The following is a 24,766-nucleotide window of genomic DNA, read 5'->3' on the forward strand; positions in this document are numbered from 1 at the left end:
TTGCCCAATAAATATCTGCTTGCTGCACCTAATGATCCTCCTATACCAATTAACCAAATCAATGTGATTCCCCTTTTCCCTCGTTAACCACTGCCAATTTTAAGCCAAAGTACGCCATCAGTATCCCTAAAATAATACTGATTAAAATATATAGAACACCATAAGCAGCCTGTCCATTTTGAAATAATAGGATTGTCTCTACAGAAAAGGTTGAAAAAGTTGTAAATGATCCGAAAAAACCCGTTCCTATTAATAAAGTTAATGCTGGTTTTATGTTTTTTCTGTTGGTGATGAACGTAAGAAACCATCCAAGGAAAAGACAACCTAGGAGGTTTATTAATAAGGTTCCTAGAGGGAATCCATTATTCGTTTGAATCCACTCTCCTATCGCATATCTAGTTAGTGCTCCCAAAAAACCTCCAAGTATAACAGAGATTAAATTCAATACATTCAGCCTTCTTTCAATTGAAAATAATGTGTTTTCGATAGGTTTTCCCCTACGTTCACCGGCACGATCTCATTTTATATAAAATAAAGGATATCAATAGTGTAATAAAAGAAAAAAGGAGCGTAATACTTGAAAAAGCTAATACATAGGCATTATATTCCGTTAATCTGACAATAAATTTATAGGTATCTATATCAAAGAAACCAGCAATAAGGTTTGTTATAAACAAGACGAAAAATATCATTTGCAGCCCTCTGGAAGCACCGCTGATGTCGGCCTTACTTAACGATATATGTGAGGAAATACTAACAGCAAATACTAGAAATAGCCAAAATAACGGATTGAGTAAATTTTCTAATGTAAAAAGACTTTTCGTAATAGCAAGAGTTGCACTTACAATTACCATTAAGTCAATGCTTCCAGGAGAAACGTGGTTACCAATATACGAACTAAAACTGTAATAAGAATCAGGTACCAATACGTACATCCCTAGCATCAATGCACCAATCCCGCTGAAAACCGGTCCCATTCCAATGAAGAAGTTTCCAATCTGTTGATAGATACTGTTCGGATTATACTGGTGCTCCACATAACCAAGAACACCATTAGGGCTGTTTAATTGAAGGAATTTTACCTTAGTAACTCGATGTCCCCAAATGAAACACTGAAGAAGGTGACCGAGTTCGTGGACCGGTGTACCTATCCAAGCGGTAGCCAATACTCCGCGTGGTCCCAATGCTTTATATAGAAACTTATTCGAATATTTTTCTAACACGCCCAATAAAAAACCAACACCAATTAAGAACCCTAAAAGGAAAAATAATTCTACTAGACTTAACATTAAAGTATTTAAAACAGACTCAAGAAACCTCACCTATTCATTTTTCCTCCTCTTCGGTCCTAGACATCCTTTCATACAGCAACGTATTTCTTTTTATATTTTCGATCCTCTTCTTTGATGATTAATTCTAAAGCGATTCCCTTTACTTCTTTATTGTTTATAACCTCATACATGTTTCTTAGTCCTTGAATGATATCAAACCGAATCAATGTATAGTTTTTTCTTCAGACAATTAATGTAGCGATCAACAAGGTGGTAGATGATTATCTTTTTTACTCATCTCCTGCCAATCCAATTTTCCAGATGGATTAAAAAGATTGAGTCTTACTATCCATTTATATCCCTCGGAAATTTCACTCATAATGTAATACCGAATTATACCATATTTTTCTTTATTAACCTTATTCTTATTTACTTTTGGACAAATAGTGCAGGAATCTCAGTAACTATTGCATATCCTGGTAATGGAAATCTCATCAATTTAAAGGTGCGAATAGTGAAACAATTCAAATCAATTTCATAATTTACACCATTAAAATGATTAAAACAAAAATATTGAAGGAGTGTAAAAGAATGTCACCTAAAGGTAAGAATAAAAAGATGCACCGTAAGGATGAATCCTCAAGCAGCCATGTTGAGGACAAGCAGTCTGAAAAAAAGAAGCACCGTAAGGATGAATCTACAGACATCTATGGTGAGGATAAGCAGTTCGAAAAAAAGAAGCACCGTAAGGATAAATCATCAGACATCTATGGTGAGGATAAGAGATTTAAAAAAAAGAAGGACCGTAAAGATGAATCTTCAGACATTCATGTCGATGACAATTTGTTAAAAAAACAGTATTTCGATGATAACCGTCTACAAACTGAATTTGTATATTATGATCCATATATTATTCAGGAGGTAGACGTATTTCAGGCCACTTCACAACATTCCCATTTTTCATATGAAAATGATGAAGTCGAAGCAGTAGATCATGTTGTAGAAGCTAAAGAACAGGATGAAATGAAGGAATAATAGCTAGTAAATTAGGTATTGAATTTAAAAAATCCACCATAATCGTGGATTTCAGGCTGTTGAGAATCTCTCCACAGCCTTTTATTTTTCCTTGAAACTTTAACAATCATAATATAATTAATAATTATAGGACGGTGAATTAAATATATAAGCAAAAAAGCAGGTTACGGGGATGTATTCATTTCACCCATTGTACAACTTGATCCATTGTCTTTCTTGTTTTGGAGGATTTTGTTTACGGCATTATAATCAAACCCTTCAATTGGACAAGAATCTATACAAATTGACAATCTACCCGTTTCCAAAATGAAGTGAAAGTCCTCTTCATTAATTTTTTTAGCGGTGTTAAATCGTTTGGCTGCATGGCGAAAATGAAATGCATCTATAATTTCCTGCTTTCGGGTTTTTGTCTCAAGCAAAAAGAATCCCCTCGATTCAATTGATAGCTTTTCTTCAGATTAATTAATAATCCAGGTATAGAAAGAACAAGATTTTCCACCCTTTGATTCTGAAACATCCACTTATTCCCTCAAATTTATTTGCAGGGTCGGGTCAAACTATTTTTTGTGTGGCAAATATAATTCCGTAAGGAGGAAACGCAGTGAATACACATTATTTAGCACCGCATGAGACATACGAATTACATGAATTATTAACGTTTAAAAACCTTTGTTTAACGAAATCATCGACAATGAGTGCACTTGTCCAGGACCCGCAGCTTAAGAATATCTTGCAGCAAGATGTCACTAAAACAACAAGTCAAGTACAACGTATTCAAGAATTTATGACGAACAGAGGTGAACAATCATGAATGGAATGATACAGAATATGGCAGGCATGGGCGCAATGACAGATCAAGTCGTTGCAACCGATTTTTTAATCTCCGCAAAGACAGGGGTAAAAAATATTGCACTCGCCTTAACTGAAACCTCTACACCAGAAGTAAGAGATGCATTAAAGCAATATCTAATGGACGCAGTGGATACACACGAACAAATTTCAAAGTATATGGTAGATAAAGGCTATTATCACCCGAATAATCTTTCTGAGCAACTAGGCGTCGATCTAAAAGCTGCTCAAACTGCGCTCAATTTAAACCAATCTCAAAACCAGTCTCAAAATACTTCTTCATAAAGAAAAATACCCGCCTGTTGCTATAGGCGGGTGTAATAATATTTTTAATTTCACTTTGAATCATTTGTTTTTAAGAAGTCACCAACTACCTGTAAAAACTCGTCTTTCTCTTCGAAATATGCCAAATGAGCACTATTTTCGTAAACATGGAATTTCCCATTTGGCACAAGACTGCTAAAGTATTCTGTCGATTTAGGTGTTGCCTCATCATATCGTCCACATGTAAATAAGGTTGGGCAGCTGATTTCATTTAGCCGAGATGTACAATCAAAATATTTTAAATTCCCCTTTACGCTGAATTCAGATGGACCCCACATAATGTTGTAAATCTCAGGATTTCGATAACCTGACCCTTTTTTAACCCACTCAGGATCAGGTTCTTCCTGTACTCTACAAACAAATACTTTGTTAAATTCCTTAATAGCAGCTTTGAACTCATTGGAATCCGTTGTTCCCTCTTCTTCACACCGAGTTATTGTTTCCTGAATCTCAGTAGGTAACTTTTTAAGATTCTCTATCTGGTCCTGTTCCCAACGCGACGCACTTAGACATGGACTTGAAAAGATAACACTTTTCACACCCCTAGGTTTTGTTAAACAATAGGAGGCCGCAAGGGTTGTACCCCATGAATGACCTAAAATATGAACTTTATCCAATTTTAAAGCTTCTCTTACCTGTGCTAATTCTTCGACAAAACGATCAAGTTGCCAAAGAGAGGTGTCACTAGGACGGTCTGACCTCCCGCAGCCTAATTGATCGTATAAAATAACCGGTCTATCTTTTTCAAGCGCTTGTAATCCTTCTAATGAATAACTTGAAGAACCCGGACCACCATGTAATATGATAACTGGAGTAGCTTCAGAATTTACATTGAATCTTTGATACCAAACTCTCCCGCCTGTAACCTCTATGTATCCCTCTTCACGCATAAATCTTCCCCCTAAAACAACTAAAAATAATAGTAATGCGTTATTATTTTACCTGATTAAAAATAATTAGAAAACTCATAAAAATATATCCTATGGTGAAAATTTCCATTATACTCTAGTAAAAGAATACCTCAGATTGTCACATCTTAATAAAGGGAGAGTTGAGCGTGAAAATTCAAAGTACCGAGGACAATTGGAATGCAAATTTATATGACAAGAACCATTCATTTGTATCAATGTACGGAACGAATCTAATAGAGTCATTAGAAGTTTCAGCAGGCGAGAAAATTCTTGACCTTGGTTGTGGAACTGGAGATTTAACAAAAAAATTATATGATATTGGAGGATATGTAATCGGAGTGGATAAATCTCATAAAATGATTACCCAAGCATTGAGTAAGTACCCCGATATTAAGTTTTTCGTTCGAGATGTAATAGACCTAGGATACCATGCAGAATTTGATGCTGTATTTTCGAATGCAACGCTTCATTGGGTAAAACAGCCGAAGGAGGCGTTAAATTGTATTTATCAAAGTTTAAAACCAGGCGGAAGGTTTGTTGCCGAATTTGGTGGTAAAGGAAACGTCCAAATCATAACAACCGAAATTATTGAGCAAATAATGCAAGCAGGAATGGAATATGAGATGGAACAGTTTCCTTGGTTTTATCCAAGCATCGGTGAATATACGACTTTAATGGAAGAAGCAGGATTTAGGGTTACTTTTGCAGAGCATTTCGATCGGCCGACCCCATTAATAGGTGAAAATGGATTGAAAAATTGGATTGAGATGTTTGGCAGTCTTTTGTTTAAAGGGATTTCCTCAGATAAAAAAGATGATATAGTTATAAAGGTAGAGAATAAATTAAAAGAAATCTTATATAAAGATGGTAATTGGATAGCTGATTACAAAAGGATTCGTGTACGCGGAATAAAGGAATAACAAGCCAAGATACTGAAAAGAAAATGACTATCAAAAGGATAATTTGATCGTCATTTTCTCATTTTAAAAGTGTTATCATTTATTTAGTTGCCAGCTTCCCCTTTAAAAAATGTACCAGGAATGTTCCAAAGAAAATTCCAATTAACACACTGAAAAAGATAATTTCGTCCATCTGGAAACCAAAGGCTGCAGCAATCATTCTTAATCCAATCATGCCGATTAAGACAAATGCAGTAGTTTCGAACTCAGGAACTCGTTCAATTAGGGCTAAGAATAGTTGTGCTACGCCCCTCATCATGAGGATCCCGAAGATTCCTCCTAAAAATAGTACCCAAACCTGATTGGATACACCAAAAGCTGCAATGACACTATCAATACTAAAGGCGATATCCATCAGCTCTACCGTTAACACTGTACTCCAAAAACCTACGGTCTTCGTTTGAACCTCTTCCTCCCCATCCTTTTTCTTAAGGAAGTTTTGAAGGACAATCCATAGAAGATAGTGACCGCCTACTATTTTGATCCAGCCAATATTAACTAAAGTAACACCAACCCCAATAGCGACAACACGGAATAGATAGGCTCCTATTATCCCATAAAAGAGTGCTTTCTTTCGTTGTTTCTCGGGCAAATGCTTTACCAATACGGCAAGTACTAACGCATTATCAGCCGATAATAACCCTTCTAAAACGACCAAGGTACCAATGATTCCCCAACTAGCAGGATCTGTTAAAACATCCCCCAAGGCGTCTAATGATAAAAATGAACCATAATTCGCTATGATTTCTTGTAAGAATCCCATCCCCTTGCACTTATCTCCTTTCATGAATTTTCCTTGACGTAACTGCTTGTCAACTTACTGTATATGTATGTTAGGCAAACGATTATATGAACCTTAAATGGATAGCAACTATGACAAGGAAAAATTTAGGAGGATACATTTAGTTTGAAAATGTATTTAATGAAGAAATAAAGTAATGGGACTTTTCTTATTAAATATAATAAAATGTAAGGAAGGAGGAATGTACTATGCGTAAGGTAGTTATATACACACAAGAAAGCTGTGGTCCATGTACAGCTGAGAAGCTATGGTTAAAGGATAATGGTATTAAGTTTGAAGAAAAAAATATCAGAGAAAATCCTAAATACTTAGATGAAATTGTTGAATTAGGTGCATCCGCCACACCAGCAACTGTAGTGGAGGATGAAAATGGGTCAGAGGTAGTTTTTGGCTTTAACCAAGAGAGATTAGCGGAACTTTTAGGATTATAAGTGTAACGTCAATAACGGACACTCCAGACTTGGAGCGACCGTTTTTTATATGTCGATTTTGGTCTCTTTTTTCAATTATCTTACATCGTATTCTTTGGTGCAGACAAGCTTAAATGACTAAATAAATCATATTTGAATATTATCTTTCATACATAAAAGAGTGTGATTTAACTTGAATTTTAAGGAGGTTGCCTCAAATGGTATTAAAGACAATTCAGCTTAATCGAAAGTCTGGTTTAGACAGTCGCGCAATTAACCAAGTCGTTCAGGTGTCTTCTCAATTCGAATCAGATATCTACCTAACTTACAATGGACATAAAGTTAATTGTAAATCCATAATGGGCGTTTTATCACTAGCCATACCAAACAACGCAGAAATTAGTTTAGAAGCATCAGGCTCCGACGATCAGGAAGCAATGAAGCAATTAATAGAAACAATAGAATCATTAGCTTAAACCCCATTTCACAAAAGTAAGAGTGATCAAAGCCACTCTTACTTCTTTGTTTTATCCAAAAAATGCACATACGGTATTATAATCATTCATTAACATTTACAAACTCTTAGTTTATACAATCATACTTTGTCATAATTTCTTCCACATTCTTGGATGTTTCATCCGGATTAATAGGGGTTATATAGTGATAATATAAGTATATAGATAATCATGCAGGAGGTTATTATGTTCTTATCCTTTCCTATATTAGCTGCTTTTTTGGGCATGTTCTTTGCACAATTCGTAAAAGTACCGATTCATTTTCTAGCTTCTAAAGAATTAAAATGGAAATTAATGTTTAGCACTGGCGGTATGCCTAGTTCACATACTGCGATGATTGTTTCATTAACGACAGCAATCGGGTTAGTGACAGGATTCCAATCAAATGAGTTTGCTATTTGCGTTGTATTAGCTGCGATCGTTATGCATGATGCGATGGGAGTTCGGAGGCATGCCGGTTATCATGCGGAAATACTGAATACGCTCTTAGCTGATTTTAACCGTCTGATCGAAACATTAAAAGACCCCAATTTAAAGAAACCGGAGTCAAGAGAAAAATTAAAAGAATTATTAGGTCACCAGCCTACAGAGGTCTTTTTTGGAGCCATAACTGGAATCATTGTCGGAGTCATTACTTACTATTTATATCCCTTTTAAATTATTTTTCATGTAACTTTTGTTTTAAGTTCACGATTTAAGTCATTTGCATACCAATAAGCCACACCGGTTGCGGCCAGAAGTAAGATACCTGTTACAACAAACACAGTTTGTACAGGGAAAATACCGCCAAGGATCCCTCCGATTATCGGGCCAATCATCCCGCCAATTTGATTAGAAGTTTGGTGTAACCCAAACGCCCGCCCGCGGAAATCGCTTTGGGTTGACCTTACAACTAGTCCATTTAACGCTGGGAATACGGCGCAGAAAAAGACACCGAAAATAAATCGAGTAATCGAGAATCCCCAAATATTGCTGAAAACAATTTGAGCGATGGTTCCGATTCCTCCACCCATTAACCCAATAAAAAGAATTTTTTGGAAACCAACTTTGTCAGCCCATTTCCCCCACATTGGGGCAAAAACGACACTTGCGATACCAGGAAGCGAAAAAACAATTCCTGCTAGTAATGACGCATGCTGGGAAGAACCGCCAAGGTCTACTATATATAATGGAAGTACTGGTTCGATGGTCATAATCGAAGCAGATGTAAGGCTTGTTAATCCAAGAACCATCATCAATGAACGGTTTGAAAGTGCCAATTTAAAATCATTCCGAATAGATCCCTTTTCTTTATTAGGAATGAAATTTTCCTCTATTACAAAAAATATTACAAGCAGCGTCGAAATGAGCGAAAACATTCCAGCACTTCCAAATGCAATGCGATTCCCAACCAATGATGCAATTCCCCCGCCTAAAAGTGGTCCCACAATACCACCTGAGGCAGAAGCAGAGGATATCATCGAAAGAGCGTACCCTACTTTATTACTTGGTGTATTTGTACCAACTAAGGCGATTGCGCCAGGGATGAATCCACTTAATAAACCCTGCATAATGCGTAATCCTAATAGCTGATACGGATTTGTAACAAAAGCCGTTAACGTATAGACAACAAACAAGGCAAATCCTGCTCGGATTAACAACGGCTTTCTTCCATATTTATCTGCGACCCTCCCCCAAAACGGTGAAGCTATCGCCCCGGCAAAAAATGCAGCACTAAATAACAAACCAGCCCAAACTTCCGTGTGATCATGCACACCAATCTGAAGCAGGAAAATAGGCAAAAATGGGATGACCATGGAAAAACTTGCTGAAACGAAAAAAACTCCTATCCATAGTACCCACAAATTACGTTTCCAAATAAGCACGCAAATCCATCTCCATTAACATTGATAATTTTAATAGTGTAATAGTAGCATAATTGCCATTTATTTTCATTTCCGAAATATTAGATTACAGAAATATTTTCTTCCTCCTCCCTTTCTCGTACAAAATATTCCTCTATTCCGTAAAATTGGTTCGTTTATGACAAAATCATAGGTATAATGTCATATTCCCATCGCTGCTGCAATGTTGTTCATCAAACCATAATGAAATGTAACCTTATCGTTCTGTATATAGTGTGTATACCCATGTTAGTGTTATATATAGAAAACATCAGGAGGTAGCACACATGAAAAACACTTATTTTAAAAAAGTTGCGGTAGCTTGTGTAGCTACATTTGCATTTATCGGGATACACAACAGTACAGTTGAAGCGATTACGCAATATCAAATTGTAAATGTAGACAGCTTGGCTGAAATTGGACAAGCATATGGTCCGATCATGGATGAAATGGAACAAGAAAATAATCAATATGATGACAAAAAAGAATTCATTCTTAATAAACCTGATTTAGTAGAAGAACAATCTCCCGAAATGGAGGTTGAAGTACCAGCTGATACGGAGCCTCAGGCAGCGGAACCAGAAATGGTCACTCAAGAAGCAGCACCTGAGCCAGCTCCACAAGCCGTTTCTATTTCAAATGAAGAGAAAGACTTATTTGCGAGGTTAGTAGAGGCAGAAGCTAAAGGTGAATCATATGAAGGAAAAGTTGCGGTGGCAACGGTTGTTTTAAACCGAGTTGATTCTCCAGAATTTCCAAATACAGTAACGGAAGTTATTAATGAAGTAGTTGGTACCGCTTATGCCTTTTCGCCAGTGCAAAATGGTGAAATTAATAATCCGGCATCAGATGAAGCAATTCGCGCAGTTGAGGAAGCTTTAACACGACAAGATCGTTTAAATGACAGCGTATATTTTTATAATCCAGAAATTGCAACTGATTCTTGGATTACGACTCGTGAAGTAGTAAAGACAGTTGGAAATCATGTATTTGCAAAATAAAAGCAAGAGCCGTAGTTAACGGCTCTTTTTTGCTGTTTTATTCTTCTTTTTCATAAGCAATAACTACAACTTCTTTATTGGCTTGTTCGCTTAATTTTTCTTCCAGTGATTTGATTTCATTTACTAAATTTGATGATAAGTCAGCAGCTACATAGTCCTTTTCATTGTCCATACTGATCTCTCCTTTTTATTTTTAGTATTCACCATAAAGGAGAAAGTATTACATTCGGTTTTTTTTAATGCCTCCGCAACATTTCAGGCTTTATTTACTAGTACATAATAATTAATTCTGTATTCTTTCCATTTATCCTTCATTATTTTACCTAAACCGTTCATATACTAGTATAGATAAGTAATAAAAATACCTGAGATGAGTGGTGAATATGAGAGATTTAACCTTTAAAGCTTTTGCCATAACCAATGAAATTGACCTGAACAAAATCGCCGTTCATTGCGGAATTCCGAAGAAATTCACCTGGGAAGAGCCATTAATTTTAAGGGGTGAAATATTAAAATCAATTCTCTATAAAGATGTGGACGAATCACAAATGGTTCTAGTATTTTCCTTCGGCAGCATTGTCTTCATTAATCACTCAACTCCGAATGAGATAACTGCTTTATTGAACTACCTCCACTCCTTCGAGCCAGACATTGAGGTTAAAAACGCAGACCGATACAGCGATGATTACAGTTTGCATATAAAAGAAACCGAAAGCATTGAGTTAACAGATGAATATGTGGTCGTTCCTGAATATGAAAGCTACTATCCTGAGTTGATTTCTACCGTATTGGCAAAGTCAGTTGCTTTGGAAAAAACAGAGGAACAGCTGGGGCAAATTAATGATAAACTAGAAACAATGATAGATCGGCTAGAGAAAGGCAAACTGCGAATCGGAAATAAGGAACTAGCGAGAACGACTGCAAAAATCGTTCGTCACGAGTACAATACCTTAGCTTATATTATGATTCTGGATAAGCCTGACATCACTTGGACAAGCAGTACAGCGGGGGAATTTTACGATAAAATGCTCGAGTTTTTCGAACTGAATGATCGCTATAAAATCTTAAAAAGTAAAACAGAAATACTTTATAACATCATGGATGGATTTTCGACCATCAGTCACTCGATTCGCGGACTATTTGTTGAATGGATCATTGTGATACTCATCCTTTTTGAAATTGTTTTATCCCTACTAGGTATAGCGGGATTGCTTCCATAACTGTATAAAACAGAGCCCCTTTTCACAATCAATTTGATTGATAAAAAGGGGCTCACTGGTATTATTTAGCTGGATACATTTCTTGCAAAAAGGATACAGATTCATTAATTAATGATTTTAATACCTCAACATCAATATCTGCTACTTTATTAATGTACACACACGCTTTCCCTGTTGTGAGTTTTCCAAACTGTTTTAATAATTCTCCCCGCTTTGTTTCACCAGGTGCAAAGTACAAGCTAATTTTTGCTTTTCTTGGAGAAAAGCCAACGAGAGGAGCGTCCCCTTCGTGACCGGATTCATATTTGTAATGGTAGGATCCAAAACCGATAATACTTGGTCCCCACATTTTTGCTTCAAAACCAGTAGTTTCAGTGAAGAGATCTAATAATTTGTATGCATCTTCACGTTTTTTAGGGCTATCGACTTGTTCAATGAACTCAATTACACTATTGTCTGTTTCCTTCGTTTTTAATTCGTACATTGGTTTTGCTCCCTTCGTTAAAAATATTCATATTACTGCCCATTCTACCATAATTCTCCACTAGAAGAGACGCATAGAAAAGGCCTAAAAAAGAACCTAAGTTTTTAGGCTCAGGTTCATACAAATATATTTTTTTAAAGGCTCTATGACAATTTTTTATTCATATTGTACCATAGTACACCGCCATGCTCCGATTTTGAAACACCTCTATTTTTGTATCCCAAGTTTTCATAAAAACGTATTAAGTCCTCTTTACAGGTAAGTGTAATACTTTCGCGATTTTTTGATAATGCCTCTTTTTCAAGATGTGTAAGTAACGCTGTTGCTACTCCTCGGGTTTGGAAATGAGGTGTCACCGCTACTCCTAAAACGGTTTGATGACCACCTGATTTAGGATTTGGCTTAATCTCCTCAAATAAATCATCTGTAATAAATTCCTTTTCAATCACTGGTCCATTCACTAAACCCACAATCACGCCACACTCTTCTGCCACAAAAAAACTATCTGGAATTAATTGAATACGCTGTTTAAACGCATTTTCCGTAGCTGCTTCTTCTATAGGGAAGCAAATGTGTTCAATGATTAAAAGGTCAGGTAAATCATTCATCGTCACGTTACGTATGGTTAACATTTTAACACTCCATTTTCCAAAGTATCATTCGTGTTCAAATTTAAACATTCTTATAATATAAAATTATACAAAACTATGGAATGAGATATAAGGGGCAATAACAACTTATTAAGAATAACTATAAGAAAAAGCTAGGCTTGAGACCTAACTTTTTAAAACGTATTAGTAATCTGATTATTTAATAGGCAATATTTTTTATGGAAGAAGTGAAGAACAAGAAGCCATTCGCTACTGTTCTTATTACATTTTATTACTGGTGGAAGAAGGTTCAAAATATCTTAGTAAAAGCTATGGATAGACCATTCTATCTACCATATCAAATTGTATCCCTCTTCGATCAATTTCTTCTTCTAACAATTTTATAAAGTCTTCGTCTAACTTTAGCTTTACAGCATTAAAATATGTGTCTATTAAAACTTTGTTGCTCATGCTTGAAAACATATCCTACTCCTCAAAGCGAATGGCATTCTGTCCCTTCACCTACTTTCATTATATTTTTATTCCAAGTAACAAACCATGCTAATTATTTCCAGCGAAAAGGGTACACTAGGGTATTATACCTAGTTGGAAAATGGAGTTCGCAGCGCACTCGGATTCATAACATTATAAGCTTACAGTTTCCCGTAGCCTTGGTTAGTATAGTAATCCATTAAACCAGTAGACCATTCTTTCGGTCGTTCTTGAACGGCCTTTTTAAAGGATCGCGACAAATGTAAAAAAATGGCTTGATATGATTCCAAGCCATTTCTTTATGATGATGTTCCTTACGTAGATTGTTCTGTTTTCTTCCCCGATAGGAACCAGCCACCCAAAGCAATGAGAAGCATAACAGACCAAAAGATGGTATTCCAAATTGGTCCTTCAACAAAATCATGAGGAATAACGTGTAAAGCCGGATGTGCAAGAGTATGCATTAACAACTTAACCCCAACCCAGCCAACGAGTAACATCGCTGCTGTTTCAAGAGTCGGGCGTTGTGTCAGGATTTTAACAAAGAATCCTGCTGCAAAGCGAATCACAATTAATCCAGCGATTGCACCGATTAATATTACAATGAATTGTGCGCCATCCATTCCACCGATTTCGCCCATTGGCGTACCTGGCAATGCAATGACAAGAGCGACTGCAGCTAAAATCGAATCAACAGCGAAGGCGATATCAGCTAATGCGATTTGAGCTACAGTAGCTCGGTAGCTTTTTCCTGATTTATCTCTATTGCCATGGCCCTTTTTAAGCAAATGTTTTAATGCAATGAAGATTAAATACGCTGCTCCAATGGCTTGAATCCACCAAACATGAAACAAAAACGAAATAATAAAGATAGCACCAATCCTAAAAATGAAGGCTAGCATTAAACCGATATTGATCGCCTTTTTTTGCTGAACTTCAGGCAAATGCTTCGCCATGATTGCTAGTACCAACGCATTATCCGCAGATAATAAGCCCTCTAACAAAATCAAAATAAGTAAAACCCATCCATATTCTAATAACAAAGAAAGTTCCATTTTAACCCCCTGCGTATGATAGCAACATGATAATAGTATAAATTATGTTTATACCCATTTAATACTATTTTGCATGATTTGCTTCATAAAAATTTCCATTAATAGTTTAGTATAATATTGTTATAGATGATATACCCCATTTATAGTTAAAATAATCATGAAAATTTAAATTTACTCTGGTATGGTTAGAGTACTTGAATAACTCTGTAAAAGAAAAACCCCTGAGACACAGGTGTTATAAATATATTCAGTTTAAGTTAGGTGCAAAACATATTTTGAAAAACTCATGTTTACTTTTCTGCATGGACACTTTTTAAGCGATTAGTGACTTTAGCTGGCTTAGGTTCACCGCTCATTTTAAAAATGAGAATGCCAACAATAATTACTAATACACCTATTAATTGTTGAAGGGTAAAAGGTACCTTTTCAATTCCCATCCAGCCAAATGTATCCCACAATAGTGCAATTCCCAGCTGTGATGTAAGTAAAATTGAAATCGCATAGGTTGGACCAAGCAACTTTATACCTTGCACGACACAGGTTACTACTCCAATTCCTATTAATCCACTAAACCAGTACCATATCTTCATATTTTGTAATTGAAAAAGTTGTTGGCCTTCGAACAGAAAACCGATAGTAAATGAAGCAACAAATCCTAAACCTAATACTAAGGTAGTTGTTGTCCATGAACCAGCGTGTTCCCCGACTTTACTATTGAATATATTTTGCAGACTGACTAAAGCTCCTGCCAGTATCGCAAATAAAATTCCTAGAATCATTTCTGATACACTCCAATGTGTAATATTTAATAGAAACTCATGAAAGGCTGCAAGTTGCAACTTTTGTTATAGGGAACGTTCGTTATCATTCCCCCATCTAATTTACTCGTAAATATTCCCTCCAGCTAAGGTTTTTAAGGCTTCTCTATCCTTAATAAGAATCGATCCTTTAGCGCGCTCAACTAGTCCATCGGAACAAAACTGCCGTATAACCCGATTTAGGTGGCGATAACTGGTGCCGATAAGATTTGCAGTATCTGTCAAACTAGTGGTACTTAGCTGCCCAGTAAATAATGATTCATTTTCATCTTGGGTAACCGACAATAAATAACTGGCTAAACGAACCTCAACCGGATACATTAAATTGAAACTCATCGAATTATTCTTCAAATAAAACTTTTCGGTAATTATTTTTAAAATAAATTGCAGAAATGGCGAAAAATCTTTTGTGAATTTTTTCAGCATAGTATGCTGCACACCGATCATATAGACCGTTGAAACAGCCTCCACCGTATTAATGGTATCGATCTCCTGCACATATTCAATATCACCTATCACTTCAATCGGTGATTTAAAAGATAAAATGAGTGTTTTTCCTTCGGCTGAAGTGGTGTAGATTTTTATTTTCCCTTTTACCAGGACATACAAATACTTGGATGGTTCACCTTGGGATAAGATAAGTTCTCCTTGCTCGAAATGATATAGAGACAAATAGGGCATGATTGCTTCATTAAATATGGATTCTAGATGTTTAGCCTGCAAATAGGACTGCACTAACTGATGATCTTTTATTTCTTTCATGATTCCACCTCCAGCACGGACCAATTCTTCACATCAAAACCGTAATATGATAACACCCACGATCATCATCGCAATTCCTACAAACTGAGGTAACCTCATCTTCTGTTTCGGAATACCAAACCAGCCCTTGCTATCAATTAAAAAGGTCAAACTTAACTGTGCTATTAATAGGACAGAAATGGAAAGGGTAACCCCTACGTATTCTATGGATGCCACATTACTAAAGATAATAATTGCTGCAAACGCACCACTAGTCAAGTATAGTGGTTCTACATTCTTTAACCTTCTCCATTTCTTATCTCTTACAAATATCATGACCAGCAAACTTACAAGAAATCCTGTAAATTGCGTAATGGTTGCGGTCTGCCACGTGCCAATATCTTGACTAATCCGGGTATTTGCAACACCCTGAAGCGTAATAAATGCACCGCCTAAAAATGCAAATAAACTCCCTTTCATTTTCTCTTCTCTCCAATTTATCTAGATTTATAATTTAATTAAATGATAAATCTAGAGTTCTCGGATAGGACATATGTCCTCAAATATTAAAATGAAGCTCATCTTACAAAAAAATTCCTTTGATAAATTAAGCCGTTCAATAGAAATTCAGCCCTTCTTTACTGTCTTCTGGCACGTAATGTAGCCTAATTCGAAAAATAATACATACATTAATACTGACGGATTCTGAAAAGGAGGAAATTATGTCCGCTCCAAAACATCCTGTTGTAAAGCCTTATTTAATAACACGCAGGTTAAAGCCTGAGAATCAGGAAACACCTATACAGTTTATCGAGAATGATTTTATCTCTAACAATTTATTCTATAGACGCAACCACTTTACTTATCCAAAGCTGACCTATTCAAACTATTTTCTCCCCATAAATGGGTTGGTTACTACCCCCTTACTGCTTTCCATGCAAAATATCCTTCAGCTGCCCTCGAAAACCTTAGAAGTTGTTCTTGAGTGTTCCGGAAATAAACGCAGCCTATTTGAACCAAAAGTGTTTGGCGAACAATGGGGAAAAGGTGCAATTAGCCAAGGCATTTGGAAAGGCGTTCCTTTGCGTACCCTGCTCGGATATTCAGGAATTATGGAAGGGGCAAAAGAAGTCGTCGTGGAAGGATATGATTTTGGAAAAAGAACGGACATAGACAAGGTGTTCTCTTATACTAGGAGTTTACCGTTAGAAAAGGCCTTACATCCTGATACGATTATTGCTTATGAATTTAATAACCAGCCATTATCTTTTAAACACGGATTTCCGTTCAGATTAATCGTACCACAATGGTATGGTATGGCGTCTGTCAAATGGATTAAGCAAATAAGTGTAATTGCTGCTCATTTTACTGGGCCTTTTCAGAACATTGACTATATGTATTATCCAAATCAGGAAAATGACGAAGGTGCTCATCCTGTTACTACCATGAATGTAAACTCAACGATTCAAAGACCGTTAGATATGGCTAGGTTAAATAAAGGTAAAAATGTTATAAGGGGCATGGCCTGGACAGGTAAAGGCATCATAACAAAGGTAGAAATCAGTACTGACAGTGGACACACATGGTCCGAGGCACAGGTAGGTGATTCAAAATCAGGCTACAAATGGGTTCCTTGGTCTTATGAATGGAATCCAGTTGAAAAAGGTATGTTTACCGTTATGTCAAAAGCATCAGATTCTTTTGGTCAAACTCAGTCCACCAAACCATATTGGAATAGAAATGGGTATGGATATAATGCTATCGATCAAGTTAAAGTAAAGGTTGAATAGTAAAGTAGAGCAGGAAATTAACCCCTGCTCTACTTTACATATTCTCTCTCTCTCATTACTAATGTTCTCTTAATAAATCATCCACAGTCATTTTCATTGTATAAATGACTGTTTTTTTATAGTGGGCAGCTAAAAGAAGGACTCTGATTTGTTGCGAGCGGGATAATTGTTTAAAACGAGGCTCTTGTTTTAAAAAGGATCGGACAATGGACCAACTAGATGGCATTAATGGAAAATCATCAAGCGGTTGTTTTCTGCGAAATCGTTGAAACCAGGAAATAGTTTTAGAAGGCGGACTTTTATCAACAATACAGGGAGCATATAAATTTTTTGTATGTTTTCGAAGAGATTCATAACGATCTTGTCCGCTGATAATCGTATAGTTGTTGTCCTTCCGATTTTTTCTTACAACCAAAACAAACATGCAATCCCACATCAATCGCTGGAGCTTTTTAATATGTTCCGTTACTTTCAATGATACGTCAGGTTTAATTTTGTTCAGGGGTATATATTGAATGGTAAATTTCACAAACATCCCCTCCTGTTCTATATATAATTATATGAAGGATCTGGGCACAAGTGACCTGCAAACAACTTTCCATTTGTTTTCATACTTGCCTAACCACTTTTGTTATATAACAAATACTTCCCTGTTATATATCATAATTACATTCCACCTATCAAATAACACCAACACCAAGTGGGTTCCAACATCTGATTGCAAAATTCTGTTGTAATTGTTTTGGTGTCCTGTTACAATTAAAATAATTTAATTTATAGAATATTTACAATATTCTTTATTAAACTCTGTTTCACAGATGGGAGGAATACTTTTGACAAAATTGCCAAAAACAAATGAATTAGGTTTTTTTGAAATCCGTCTTGAGTCCATTGGCGGGTTAGGAGCTAATCTGGCTGGTAAAATGCTTTCCGAGGATGGAGTTGTTGGAAACGGACTGAATGGGGTCGGTTTTTCATCATACGGTTCAGAGAAAAAAGGTTCCCCAGTAAAAGCCCATATACGTTTTTGCGAGCCAGAAACAAACATTCGAGACACCACACCAATAGAACGCCCTCATGTTGTTGGCATTTTCCATGATGCCCTTTTTAAAACCATCGACTGCACAAGCGGGATCTATCCTGACAGCACCATCCTAGTAAACTCACAAAAATCCCCTGACGAACTTAAAAATCTCATGAAAATTACTGGCGGAACCATCGCCATCATTGATGCCACTGGTATCGCGTTAGAAGAACAAACAAAAGCCAACACCGCAATGCTCGGTGCTCTTTATCGTATCTTGGACTTTTTAGATCCAGAATCGATGAAACAAACAATCCGACGTACCTTTGAAAAAAAATACCCACATCTGGTTGAACCAAATATTAGGACATTCGACCGTGGATTTAATGAAGTCGAATTTAAAACGTATCTTCCTGAAGATGGCGTCGAACCTAAACCTTTTTCAAGGTCAGAACCCCTTCTTGGTTATCAAACTCAGGCGATTGGCGGTATGATTATTAATCCGGGAAACAGCATGTTAAAGGATTTAAGTATTTCTCGTGCCGGTATGCTCCCTCATTTTCATGAGGAAAAATGCATCAATTGCGCTGCATGTGACACAGCTTGCCCCGATTTTTGCTTTGTATGGGAGGAAAAAGCAGACAAAAAAGGTCGTCCACAAATGTTTCTAAGTGGTATTGACTATCAATATTGTAAAGGCTGCTTGAAGTGTGTAACGGCCTGTCCTGTGGAAGCGCTATCAGGGGAACGAGAATATAATGATGGTTATGCAGACAAGAACCGTGTACCTCATCTTTTTGATTTAGCCACTCAAAACTAAGGAAGGACGGGATCTTTATGTCCATTGAAATAAACCAAGAAAATCATAAAACCGAACTTGGGACGGTTGAGCAAAGTTTTGTGTTTGAATCTGGTAATGAGATGGCGGCCTATGCTGCCCACCAAATTAATTATCATGTAATGGGATACTTCCCCATTTCCCCATCAACAGAGGTTGCCCAGTTCCTTGATGGAATGAAGTCCAGAGGTGAACATGATATTGTTTTAATTCCAGCTGATGGTGAACACGGTTCTGCAGGTATATGTTACGGGGCTTCAACTGGCGGCGGCCGTGTGTTTAACTCTACTAGCGCTAATGGATTCCTCTATATGTTAGAGCAACTTCCTGTTCAATCCGGAACCCGGTTTCCGATGGTATTAAATTTAGTGAATCGATCTGTTTCAGGTCCTTTAAATATTCATGGTGATCATTCTGATTTATATTTCGGTTTGAATACGGGATGGCCAATCCTAATGGCCCGTGATCCGCAAATCGTCTATGATATGAACATAATTGCGATTAAATTAGCAGAAGATCCAGCAGTCAGACTGCCAGTCATTGTTTCGTTCGACGGGTATTTTACTTCCCATCAAAAACGCCGTGTTCAGGTCATTAAAAATAGAAGTGATGTTCAAAAGTTTATCGGCGAGCCTCCAAGAAATTTCCCTCATGCTTTAGATCGTGAGAATCCAGTAACCATCGGTCCATATATGAATGAACCTGACTATATTAATAACTGCTATCAACAATCAGAAGCGATGTACAATGCTGAAGCAGTATTCGAGCGAATTTCAAAAGAATATGCCGAATTAACTGGACGTGAGTATCCGATCCTTGATTTATATCGTATGGAGGACGCTGAGGTGGCGGTATTTATGTTGAATTCTGCTGCTGAGGTTTGTAAAGACGTGGTCGACCGACTCCGTTTGAAAGGGATTAAAGCAGGTGTCATTTCACCAAATATGATACGTCCCTTCCCTCAAAAACAAATAGCGGAAGCCTTGAAAAACGTAAAAGCTGTTACAGTTGGTGATCGTGCCGATTCTTACGGAGCGCATGGCGGAAACATGGCGCTTGAACTAAGAGCAGCATTGCAAACCGTTGGAAATGCTCATACAAAGGTAATCAACCGAATTTACGGATTGGGCGGAAAAGACTTTTATGCAGACGACGCTGAACACTTTTTCCAATTAGCGATAGAAGCTGCCGAAAAAGGATTTGCTGAAAAGCCTTTTGATTACTTTGGGCATAATCCTGGAGACCCAGAGTTTGCTCCAAAGCGCGTTTTAAATCCAATGAAAAAAGAAGACTTAAATACTGGATTAATCACGGTCACTCCTGATGAAAAAACGGGCGAATTGAAAGTGAAAATCCCGCCTATGAGGAGTTTAACGAAAAAGCCAAAACGCCTTGCTTCTGGTCACGGAGCATGTCCTGGCTGCGGAATTTTCTCAGGATTGGAATTGTTTTTTAAAGGAATTGAAGGGGATATTGTCGCATTATTCCATACCGGTTGTGCGATGGTAGTAACAACCGGTTTCCCTTATAGTTCTCATAAAGCTACCTACATCCATAACCTATTCCAAAATGGCTCTGCCACCCTTTCCGGTCTTGTGGAAATGTTCCATGAAAGGAAAAGACGCGGTGAATTAGCGGAATTAGGACTGAGTGACGACTTTACTTTTGTGATGGTGACTGGTGACGGGGGTATGGACATCGGCATGGGTCCTGCGATTGGAACGGCTTTACGAAACCATAAAATGATCATTCTTGAGTATGATAATGAAGGTTACATGAATACAGGCAGCCAGCTGTCCTACTCTACTCCAATGGGCCATATGACAAGTACATCCAATATTGGCGGCTTCCAAAATGGAAAGCCATTCCATCATAAAGATACTGCTCAAATTATGGCTGCTACTCATATTCCATATGTATTTACCGGTACCGAAGCTTTCGATCGCGATCTCTTAAAGAAAGCAGCCAAAGCCCAGTGGTATGCCAATAATGAAGGATTGGTTTATGGCAAAATTCTAATTACCTGTCCCTTGAACTGGAAATCAAAGGATGAACTAGGACAGACGATTGTCGAGGCTGCTGTTAACTCATGCTTCTTCCCTCTCTATGAGGTTGAGCATGGGATTACAACCGTTACCTATAATCCAGAGGAGAAAAATAAACGATTAGCTGTATCCGAATGGTTAAAGCTCATGGGTAAAACGAAACACCTTCTCAATGAGAACAGCAAAGTTATGCTGGATATGTTTGATAAAGAAGTTGACCGCCGTTGGAATATGCTGAAAGCGAAGCATGAAAGTCCTTATCTATAAAAGAATGAATCCCAAGTGCTGGAATAGCACTTGGGATTTTTCTTAGCTTTATATGGAAATAAAGTCTATTGATTTTAATTTTATTGCTTAATTAAACGTTGTAACTCCGTTTCAACTGCAAATACCCGCTTATTTAATGCATCTGTTTTATTATCAAAGTGATCAGTAATCTTTTCAGAAAAGTCACCCAGTTATCTAATTACACTTTTATGATTTTCCTTTTGCTCATTTTTTAGCTCGTTAATAGCTTGTTCAAGCATCGCGGCTTTATTCCCAAGTTCAGTCTGACCGGTCTTAAGTTCATTCACGTCGTTCCCTAACTTTGTTTGTCCGGTCTTAAGTTATGCAACCAAATCTAAAATGGTAGGTCTTCATTATTTTTATAGAAAATAATTTTATCTTTATTTATAGCCCGGCTTGTCTTTCCTTCATCATTTTCCATTTCCTCTCTTGTAACACCAAAAGGAACACCATTTGAAGTATATCCTGCGATGAAGTAAAAGATATCATCTTCATAATTCTCCGCTACTTCTTTTCGTTTCCTACTTTCTTTTTGTTTTTGCCTAGCAATTAAAGATTGCTCGACTTGCTTTTTGTATGTCTGTTTAAATTTATAACCCAACATTTCCAGCTCTGTAATTGCACATAATAAGTCAACACCAAACCAATTACTATAACCTTTTGCAATATTTTTTCCATCATACTGCTCGGCCCATTTTTTTGCATTTTGAAGCCGAGCATTACGATTATATCGTTTCCTTCTTGGAGTATTACTCGGATTTTTCTTACTTTTTGCCATACTTTATCCCACTCTTTTACAAAATTTATTCCTCATCGTCTTCCTCAAAAACCCATTCAATCGTATAATATGAATCCAATAAAGCTTCCTGAAATCCCCAGCCTTCAGGTGCTGCTGGTCACAACGTTATCTAATCTAGAAGAAAATGCCTTATACAATTCTTCATCCCGGTCCCCTGTATTCATGTTGATTTTTGTGTAGGGTTGAGAATTCATAGGCGGATAATTTCCGGCTAATGTATATAGAGGAACCTTAAGAAGCAGAAATAAGCGGAGATATTCTGGTTAACTGCTTTAAATAAGACAAATTACATGAATTTGGATACAATAAGCGGAAAAACTCCGCTTATTTTTAAGGATATATGGGTAATTCCCAATTTAAACGGAAATTCTCCGCTTATTTTCCAAACACAGTAAAATCAACATTCAGTTTTAACAGAGCCTATCAATTAAAAGAGGCAACCCCGATGGTCACCTCGTTTACATGACTTCATTCCGCTTCTTCAAATACCGATACAATATTATACTAAAGACGGAGCATAACAAGCCACAGACGCCTATAAATATAAATCCAGCCTGAAATCCTCTCATGAGACCCATTTCAGCTCCAAGAAGAGTTGTGAACCATCTTTTAAAAAATTCAATCAGTGCTCCTAAGAATAAATTGCTGATTACGACCACAATTCCCATTACCGTTACCGTAACGGTAATCGCAGCGTCAAGTCCAGTAGGATATCTTTTAGCAATCAATGCCATTACGGTCGGATAAACGGGTGCAATCCCGAACCCCGCTGCAGCATATAACCATACCCCTGATGGTCCGAATAATGTAGCCAAAATGGTGGTAATTCCTGCAAGAGCGGAAAAAACAATGATTGAGATCATAAATCCTATTTTATCGGTTACAAATCCTAGAAGTAACCTTCCTACCATAAAACAGAGAAAAAAGATGGATAACATACCAGAAGCGGCTGTTGAACTCCATTGAAAAGATCTTTCTAAAAAGTTAACAAGCCAGCCTGCAATCGAAAGCTCCACAATAACCCCAAACGAAAGAATGATAATAATGAACCATGCTACCCGATCCTTTAAGAACATCTTAACAGGCAGGCGCTCGTGAGTAGTTGTTTTGTCGACCGGAAGGGTACTAAAAAATGCAGGAATCATAGGAATGATACATAATGAGAGCATGAAAAAATACATTCCCTGCCATCCTAAATCACGTCCCCCGATAAATGTCAGACCCATTAAACCCGCCGCCATCAATGGTGCCGCTGTCGAACTAAGTCCATAAAAAAAATGAGAAAGATTCATCATAAAGCCAGTATTTTTTGTAAAAATTCTTGCAGCCAAAATCGCTAAAGCTATTTCTAACATCCCGTTTCCTAAATACATAATGAAATAGGAAACAGAAAAAATGGCAAAATTACTAGAAAAATAAATAAAAACACCTGATATCGCCATCGTTCCAAAGGCTAACAAACTCGTAAGCTTAATGCCGACTTTAGATGAAAAAGCACCAGTAAAGCTGCAGGCGATTAAGAATCCAATTGAATTAATCGCTAATAGAAAACCCACCTGCAGCTCATCTATTCCATAATCGATTTGCATTTGAGGAATCGCTGGTCCCTTGATATTCTCAGATAACCCAAAAACTAGGTATCCTAGAAAAATCACAAAAAATGAAAGTGGTATGTATTTCTTAACCGGTTGTGTTTGTGGCAATGTTTGCATAGTATAGATCCCTTCACTTGTTTGTTAATACCACTTACCTTCTGAAACCACAATCACTTGCCCTCCAACTTGGATGAGATAGTGGTCATCAGTCTTTTTGGCATTTATTTTTAGTAGCGATGGTCTGCCAATAAAAGCACCTTGTTCAACACGATAGTTTATTTTATTGGAATGGAAAAAGTTATGTTTTAATAGATAACCTGCTAAATTTCCATTCGCACTTCCTGTTGCTGGGTCTTCTAGATATCCCGGTATTGGCATAAATAATCTTATATTTAGATTGTTTTCTGGGTTTGCCGTTTCTGTTGTAAAAACGAGTAAATTAACATCTCCCATATCCTTCAATAGGTCTGCATAAGCTCGATGATTAATTTTACAACGACTTACAGCTTCCAATGAATTCAAATAGACAATTACACTTGGTAATCCGGTTGATACCACTTGTATTGGAAAATCAGTATTGATATCTTCTCGATTAATTTGTAGTGAAGCTACAATTCTATCAATCTCAACATTAGGACCAAATTCAGGTTGATTTTGAGTCATCCAGGCGTATTGGTCTTCAAAAACAACTGGTATTTGCCCAACAGGAAGATTAAGTTTAATTTCACTACTTTCTGAGCGGTTTAATAAATTGTTGATAACATAAGCAGTTCCGAGGGTTGGATGTCCTGCAAAAGGTAATTCAGAGTCAGGAGAGAAAATCTTAACATCATACCCTCCATTATCCTGTAATCCAGAAATAATAAAAGTTGTTTCTGAAAAATTTACTTCCCTGGAAATTTTTTGCATTTCAGTCGTCTCAATTTTTCTATCTGGAATAAAAACAGCCAATTGATTTCCCTCATATTTGTTTTCAGCAAACACATCGACAATATAAAATTTCACCTTAATTTCCTCCTTACTTTTA

General features: G+C 36.9%; 30 protein-coding genes and 1 pseudogene (1 of these 31 cut by a window edge). 12 read left to right on the forward strand and 19 right to left on the reverse strand.

Annotated features, from left to right (window positions below; genetic code table 11):
* The 3 genes in view from crcB (QFZ28_RS14630) to QFZ28_RS14640 are tightly spaced (at most 58 nt apart) and all read right to left on the reverse strand, a layout consistent with a single transcriptional unit that may run on beyond the window.
* Positions 1–62, reverse strand: partial view of a fluoride efflux transporter CrcB gene (crcB, locus tag QFZ28_RS14630; RefSeq protein ID WP_307195306.1) — the start only. 292 nt of this gene lie to the left of the window's left edge; 62 of the gene's 354 nt are visible here — the first part of the coding sequence; its start codon is at positions 60–62; its stop codon lies beyond the left edge, outside the window.
* Complete coding sequence (crcB, locus tag QFZ28_RS14635) at positions 59–445, reverse strand: fluoride efflux transporter CrcB (RefSeq protein ID WP_307195307.1); 387 nt, start codon at positions 443–445, stop codon at positions 59–61. The genes crcB (QFZ28_RS14630) and crcB (QFZ28_RS14635) overlap by 4 nt, the downstream gene beginning before the upstream one ends.
* Positions 446–503: 58 nt before the next feature.
* Positions 504–1,322, reverse strand: coding sequence for a hypothetical protein (locus QFZ28_RS14640; protein WP_307195308.1), 819 nt, complete (start codon positions 1,320–1,322; stop codon positions 504–506).
* A gap of 540 nt (positions 1,323–1,862) precedes the next feature.
* Between QFZ28_RS14640 and QFZ28_RS14645 the strand changes: the two genes are divergently transcribed.
* Positions 1,863–2,306, forward strand: coding sequence for a hypothetical protein (locus QFZ28_RS14645; protein ID WP_307195309.1), 444 nt, complete (start codon positions 1,863–1,865; stop codon positions 2,304–2,306).
* A gap of 284 nt (positions 2,307–2,590) precedes the next feature.
* Here QFZ28_RS14645 and QFZ28_RS14650 read toward each other — a convergent pair.
* Positions 2,591–2,746 (reverse strand): annotated as a pseudogene (locus tag QFZ28_RS14650) (NAD(P)H-dependent oxidoreductase); the annotation flags it as partial.
* 161 nt (positions 2,747–2,907) lie between these two features.
* On the opposite strand from QFZ28_RS14650, the gene QFZ28_RS14655 reads away from it, so the two are divergent.
* Positions 2,908–3,117 (forward strand): DUF892 family protein, encoded by a 210-nt coding sequence (locus tag QFZ28_RS14655; RefSeq protein WP_307195310.1) that lies wholly within the window; start codon positions 2,908–2,910, stop codon positions 3,115–3,117.
* Complete coding sequence (locus tag QFZ28_RS14660; protein WP_307195311.1) at positions 3,114–3,440, forward strand: spore coat protein; 327 nt, start codon at positions 3,114–3,116, stop codon at positions 3,438–3,440. Before QFZ28_RS14655 ends, QFZ28_RS14660 begins: the two co-directional genes overlap by 4 nt.
* Positions 3,441–3,490: 50 nt before the next feature.
* Here QFZ28_RS14660 and QFZ28_RS14665 read toward each other — a convergent pair whose 3' ends face one another.
* Entirely contained in the window at positions 3,491–4,369 is an 879-nt protein-coding gene (locus QFZ28_RS14665; protein WP_307195312.1) for a proline iminopeptidase-family hydrolase, read from the reverse strand.
* Positions 4,370–4,536: 167 nt separating this feature from the next.
* Here QFZ28_RS14665 and QFZ28_RS14670 point away from each other — a divergent pair, with 167 nt between their 5' ends.
* The gene (locus QFZ28_RS14670; RefSeq protein ID WP_307195313.1) at positions 4,537–5,310 is read left to right on the forward strand and encodes a class I SAM-dependent methyltransferase; all 774 of its coding nucleotides are present in this window, start codon (positions 4,537–4,539) and stop codon (positions 5,308–5,310) included.
* A 79-nt stretch (positions 5,311–5,389) separates the two neighbouring features.
* Here QFZ28_RS14670 and QFZ28_RS14675 read toward each other — a convergent pair whose 3' ends face one another.
* Positions 5,390–6,112: a TerC family protein gene (locus QFZ28_RS14675; RefSeq protein WP_307195314.1), complete on the reverse strand. Its 723-nt coding sequence runs from the start codon at positions 6,110–6,112 to the stop codon at positions 5,390–5,392.
* A 227-nt stretch (positions 6,113–6,339) separates the two neighbouring features.
* On the opposite strand from QFZ28_RS14675, the gene QFZ28_RS14680 reads away from it, so the two are divergent.
* From QFZ28_RS14680 to QFZ28_RS14690, 3 genes are all read left to right on the forward strand, one after another.
* Positions 6,340–6,582: a glutaredoxin family protein gene (locus QFZ28_RS14680; RefSeq protein ID WP_307195315.1), complete on the forward strand. Its 243-nt coding sequence runs from the start codon at positions 6,340–6,342 to the stop codon at positions 6,580–6,582.
* Positions 6,583–6,779: 197 nt separating this feature from the next.
* Positions 6,780–7,037 carry an HPr family phosphocarrier protein gene (locus tag QFZ28_RS14685; protein ID WP_307195316.1) on the forward strand — a complete coding sequence of 86 codons (258 nt, stop codon included), beginning with the start codon at positions 6,780–6,782 and terminating at the stop codon, positions 7,035–7,037.
* A 225-nt stretch (positions 7,038–7,262) separates the two neighbouring features.
* Positions 7,263–7,733 carry a divergent PAP2 family protein gene (locus QFZ28_RS14690; protein ID WP_307195317.1) on the forward strand — a complete coding sequence of 157 codons (471 nt, stop codon included), beginning with the start codon at positions 7,263–7,265 and terminating at the stop codon, positions 7,731–7,733.
* A gap of 8 nt (positions 7,734–7,741) precedes the next feature.
* On the opposite strand, the gene QFZ28_RS14695 is transcribed toward QFZ28_RS14690, so the two are convergent.
* On the reverse strand, positions 7,742–8,941 hold the full coding sequence (locus tag QFZ28_RS14695; protein ID WP_307195318.1) for an MFS transporter: 1,200 nt from the start codon (positions 8,939–8,941) through the stop codon (positions 7,742–7,744).
* A 305-nt stretch (positions 8,942–9,246) separates the two neighbouring features.
* On the opposite strand from QFZ28_RS14695, the gene QFZ28_RS29795 reads away from it, so the two are divergent.
* Positions 9,247–9,960 carry a cell wall hydrolase gene (locus tag QFZ28_RS29795; RefSeq protein ID WP_373428075.1) on the forward strand — a complete coding sequence of 238 codons (714 nt, stop codon included), beginning with the start codon at positions 9,247–9,249 and terminating at the stop codon, positions 9,958–9,960.
* Between the two features lie 37 nt (positions 9,961–9,997).
* Here QFZ28_RS29795 and QFZ28_RS14705 read toward each other — a convergent pair whose 3' ends face one another.
* On the reverse strand, positions 9,998–10,132 hold the full coding sequence (locus tag QFZ28_RS14705) for a hypothetical protein (protein WP_307195319.1): 135 nt from the start codon (positions 10,130–10,132) through the stop codon (positions 9,998–10,000).
* A 211-nt stretch (positions 10,133–10,343) separates the two neighbouring features.
* Here QFZ28_RS14705 and QFZ28_RS14710 point away from each other — a divergent pair, with 211 nt between their 5' ends.
* Complete coding sequence (locus QFZ28_RS14710) at positions 10,344–11,180, forward strand: RMD1 family protein (protein ID WP_307195320.1); 837 nt, start codon at positions 10,344–10,346, stop codon at positions 11,178–11,180.
* A 61-nt stretch (positions 11,181–11,241) separates the two neighbouring features.
* Here QFZ28_RS14710 and QFZ28_RS14715 read toward each other — a convergent pair whose 3' ends face one another.
* The 7 genes from QFZ28_RS14715 to QFZ28_RS14745 form a co-directional block, all read right to left on the reverse strand.
* The gene (locus QFZ28_RS14715) at positions 11,242–11,664 is read right to left on the reverse strand and encodes a DUF1801 domain-containing protein (protein WP_307195321.1); all 423 of its coding nucleotides are present in this window, start codon (positions 11,662–11,664) and stop codon (positions 11,242–11,244) included.
* A 143-nt stretch (positions 11,665–11,807) separates the two neighbouring features.
* Positions 11,808–12,296, reverse strand: a complete 489-nt coding sequence (locus QFZ28_RS14720) for a GNAT family N-acetyltransferase (RefSeq protein WP_307195322.1) — start codon at positions 12,294–12,296, stop codon at positions 11,808–11,810.
* Positions 12,297–12,584: 288 nt separating this feature from the next.
* Positions 12,585–12,725: a sporulation histidine kinase inhibitor Sda gene (locus QFZ28_RS14725; protein ID WP_307195323.1), complete on the reverse strand. Its 141-nt coding sequence runs from the start codon at positions 12,723–12,725 to the stop codon at positions 12,585–12,587.
* Positions 12,726–13,060: 335 nt separating this feature from the next.
* The gene (locus QFZ28_RS14730) at positions 13,061–13,801 is read right to left on the reverse strand and encodes a TerC family protein (protein ID WP_307195324.1); all 741 of its coding nucleotides are present in this window, start codon (positions 13,799–13,801) and stop codon (positions 13,061–13,063) included.
* Positions 13,802–14,091: 290 nt separating this feature from the next.
* Complete coding sequence (locus tag QFZ28_RS14735) at positions 14,092–14,580, reverse strand: DMT family transporter (RefSeq protein ID WP_307195325.1); 489 nt, start codon at positions 14,578–14,580, stop codon at positions 14,092–14,094.
* A gap of 102 nt (positions 14,581–14,682) precedes the next feature.
* Positions 14,683–15,381 carry a Crp/Fnr family transcriptional regulator gene (locus QFZ28_RS14740; RefSeq protein WP_307195326.1) on the reverse strand — a complete coding sequence of 233 codons (699 nt, stop codon included), beginning with the start codon at positions 15,379–15,381 and terminating at the stop codon, positions 14,683–14,685.
* 33 nt (positions 15,382–15,414) lie between these two features.
* Positions 15,415–15,840: a DMT family transporter gene (locus tag QFZ28_RS14745; protein WP_307195327.1), complete on the reverse strand. Its 426-nt coding sequence runs from the start codon at positions 15,838–15,840 to the stop codon at positions 15,415–15,417.
* Between the two features lie 242 nt (positions 15,841–16,082).
* On the opposite strand from QFZ28_RS14745, the gene QFZ28_RS14750 reads away from it, so the two are divergent.
* Complete coding sequence (locus tag QFZ28_RS14750; RefSeq protein ID WP_307195328.1) at positions 16,083–17,150, forward strand: sulfite oxidase; 1,068 nt, start codon at positions 16,083–16,085, stop codon at positions 17,148–17,150.
* 58 nt (positions 17,151–17,208) lie between these two features.
* Here QFZ28_RS14750 and QFZ28_RS14755 read toward each other — a convergent pair whose 3' ends face one another.
* Positions 17,209–17,679, reverse strand: coding sequence for a hypothetical protein (locus QFZ28_RS14755; RefSeq protein ID WP_307195329.1), 471 nt, complete (start codon positions 17,677–17,679; stop codon positions 17,209–17,211).
* A gap of 304 nt (positions 17,680–17,983) precedes the next feature.
* On the opposite strand from QFZ28_RS14755, the gene QFZ28_RS14760 reads away from it, so the two are divergent.
* Positions 17,984–18,994 (forward strand): 2-oxoacid:acceptor oxidoreductase family protein, encoded by a 1,011-nt coding sequence (locus QFZ28_RS14760; RefSeq protein ID WP_307195330.1) that lies wholly within the window; start codon positions 17,984–17,986, stop codon positions 18,992–18,994.
* A 17-nt stretch (positions 18,995–19,011) separates the two neighbouring features.
* Positions 19,012–21,324 carry a thiamine pyrophosphate-dependent enzyme gene (locus QFZ28_RS14765; RefSeq protein WP_307195331.1) on the forward strand — a complete coding sequence of 771 codons (2,313 nt, stop codon included), beginning with the start codon at positions 19,012–19,014 and terminating at the stop codon, positions 21,322–21,324.
* A 355-nt stretch (positions 21,325–21,679) separates the two neighbouring features.
* On the opposite strand, the gene QFZ28_RS14770 is transcribed toward QFZ28_RS14765, so the two are convergent.
* The 3 genes from QFZ28_RS14770 to QFZ28_RS14780 form a co-directional block, all read right to left on the reverse strand.
* Positions 21,680–22,123 carry a hypothetical protein gene (locus tag QFZ28_RS14770; protein WP_307195332.1) on the reverse strand — a complete coding sequence of 148 codons (444 nt, stop codon included), beginning with the start codon at positions 22,121–22,123 and terminating at the stop codon, positions 21,680–21,682.
* A gap of 479 nt (positions 22,124–22,602) precedes the next feature.
* Positions 22,603–23,856: an MFS transporter gene (locus tag QFZ28_RS14775; protein WP_307195333.1), complete on the reverse strand. Its 1,254-nt coding sequence runs from the start codon at positions 23,854–23,856 to the stop codon at positions 22,603–22,605.
* Positions 23,857–23,880: 24 nt separating this feature from the next.
* Complete coding sequence (locus QFZ28_RS14780; protein WP_307195334.1) at positions 23,881–24,744, reverse strand: PhzF family phenazine biosynthesis protein; 864 nt, start codon at positions 24,742–24,744, stop codon at positions 23,881–23,883.
* Positions 24,745–24,766: the final 22 nt, after the last annotated feature.

The organism is Neobacillus niacini (genome assembly GCF_030817695.1).
GTDB classification, from domain to species: Bacteria; Bacillota; Bacilli; order Bacillales; family Cytobacillaceae; genus Neobacillus; species Neobacillus niacini_F.

Excerpts from the sequence above, each read along its gene's own strand:
- QFZ28_RS14730 (WP_307195324.1), bottom strand. The coding sequence starts at position 13,801 with ATGGAACTTTCTTTGTTATTAGAATATGGATGGGTTTTACTTATTTTG.
- QFZ28_RS14745 (WP_307195327.1), bottom strand. The coding sequence starts at position 15,840 with ATGAAAGGGAGTTTATTTGCATTTTTAGGCGGTGCATTTATTACGCTT.
- QFZ28_RS14720 (WP_307195322.1), bottom strand. The coding sequence starts at position 12,296 with ATGTTAACCATACGTAACGTGACGATGAATGATTTACCTGACCTTTTA.
- QFZ28_RS14735 (WP_307195325.1), bottom strand. The coding sequence starts at position 14,580 with ATGATTCTAGGAATTTTATTTGCGATACTGGCAGGAGCTTTAGTCAGT.
- QFZ28_RS14660 (WP_307195311.1), top strand. The coding sequence starts at position 3,114 with ATGAATGGAATGATACAGAATATGGCAGGCATGGGCGCAATGACAGAT.
- QFZ28_RS14710 (WP_307195320.1), top strand. The coding sequence starts at position 10,344 with ATGAGAGATTTAACCTTTAAAGCTTTTGCCATAACCAATGAAATTGAC.
- QFZ28_RS14765 (WP_307195331.1), top strand. The coding sequence starts at position 19,012 with ATGTCCATTGAAATAAACCAAGAAAATCATAAAACCGAACTTGGGACG.
- QFZ28_RS14685 (WP_307195316.1), top strand. The coding sequence starts at position 6,780 with ATGGTATTAAAGACAATTCAGCTTAATCGAAAGTCTGGTTTAGACAGT.
- QFZ28_RS14675 (WP_307195314.1), bottom strand. The coding sequence starts at position 6,112 with ATGGGATTCTTACAAGAAATCATAGCGAATTATGGTTCATTTTTATCA.
- QFZ28_RS14705 (WP_307195319.1), bottom strand. The coding sequence starts at position 10,132 with ATGGACAATGAAAAGGACTATGTAGCTGCTGACTTATCATCAAATTTA.
- QFZ28_RS14775 (WP_307195333.1), bottom strand. The coding sequence starts at position 23,856 with ATGCAAACATTGCCACAAACACAACCGGTTAAGAAATACATACCACTT.
- QFZ28_RS29795 (WP_373428075.1), top strand. The coding sequence starts at position 9,247 with ATGAAAAACACTTATTTTAAAAAAGTTGCGGTAGCTTGTGTAGCTACA.
- QFZ28_RS14740 (WP_307195326.1), bottom strand. The coding sequence starts at position 15,381 with ATGAAAGAAATAAAAGATCATCAGTTAGTGCAGTCCTATTTGCAGGCT.
- QFZ28_RS14665 (WP_307195312.1), bottom strand. The coding sequence starts at position 4,369 with ATGCGTGAAGAGGGATACATAGAGGTTACAGGCGGGAGAGTTTGGTAT.
- QFZ28_RS14750 (WP_307195328.1), top strand. The coding sequence starts at position 16,083 with ATGTCCGCTCCAAAACATCCTGTTGTAAAGCCTTATTTAATAACACGC.
- QFZ28_RS14715 (WP_307195321.1), bottom strand. The coding sequence starts at position 11,664 with ATGTACGAATTAAAAACGAAGGAAACAGACAATAGTGTAATTGAGTTC.
- QFZ28_RS14680 (WP_307195315.1), top strand. The coding sequence starts at position 6,340 with ATGCGTAAGGTAGTTATATACACACAAGAAAGCTGTGGTCCATGTACA.
- QFZ28_RS14645 (WP_307195309.1), top strand. The coding sequence starts at position 1,863 with ATGTCACCTAAAGGTAAGAATAAAAAGATGCACCGTAAGGATGAATCC.
- QFZ28_RS14725 (WP_307195323.1), bottom strand. The coding sequence starts at position 12,725 with ATGAGCAACAAAGTTTTAATAGACACATATTTTAATGCTGTAAAGCTA.
- QFZ28_RS14690 (WP_307195317.1), top strand. The coding sequence starts at position 7,263 with ATGTTCTTATCCTTTCCTATATTAGCTGCTTTTTTGGGCATGTTCTTT.
- QFZ28_RS14770 (WP_307195332.1), bottom strand. The coding sequence starts at position 22,123 with ATGGCAAAAAGTAAGAAAAATCCGAGTAATACTCCAAGAAGGAAACGA.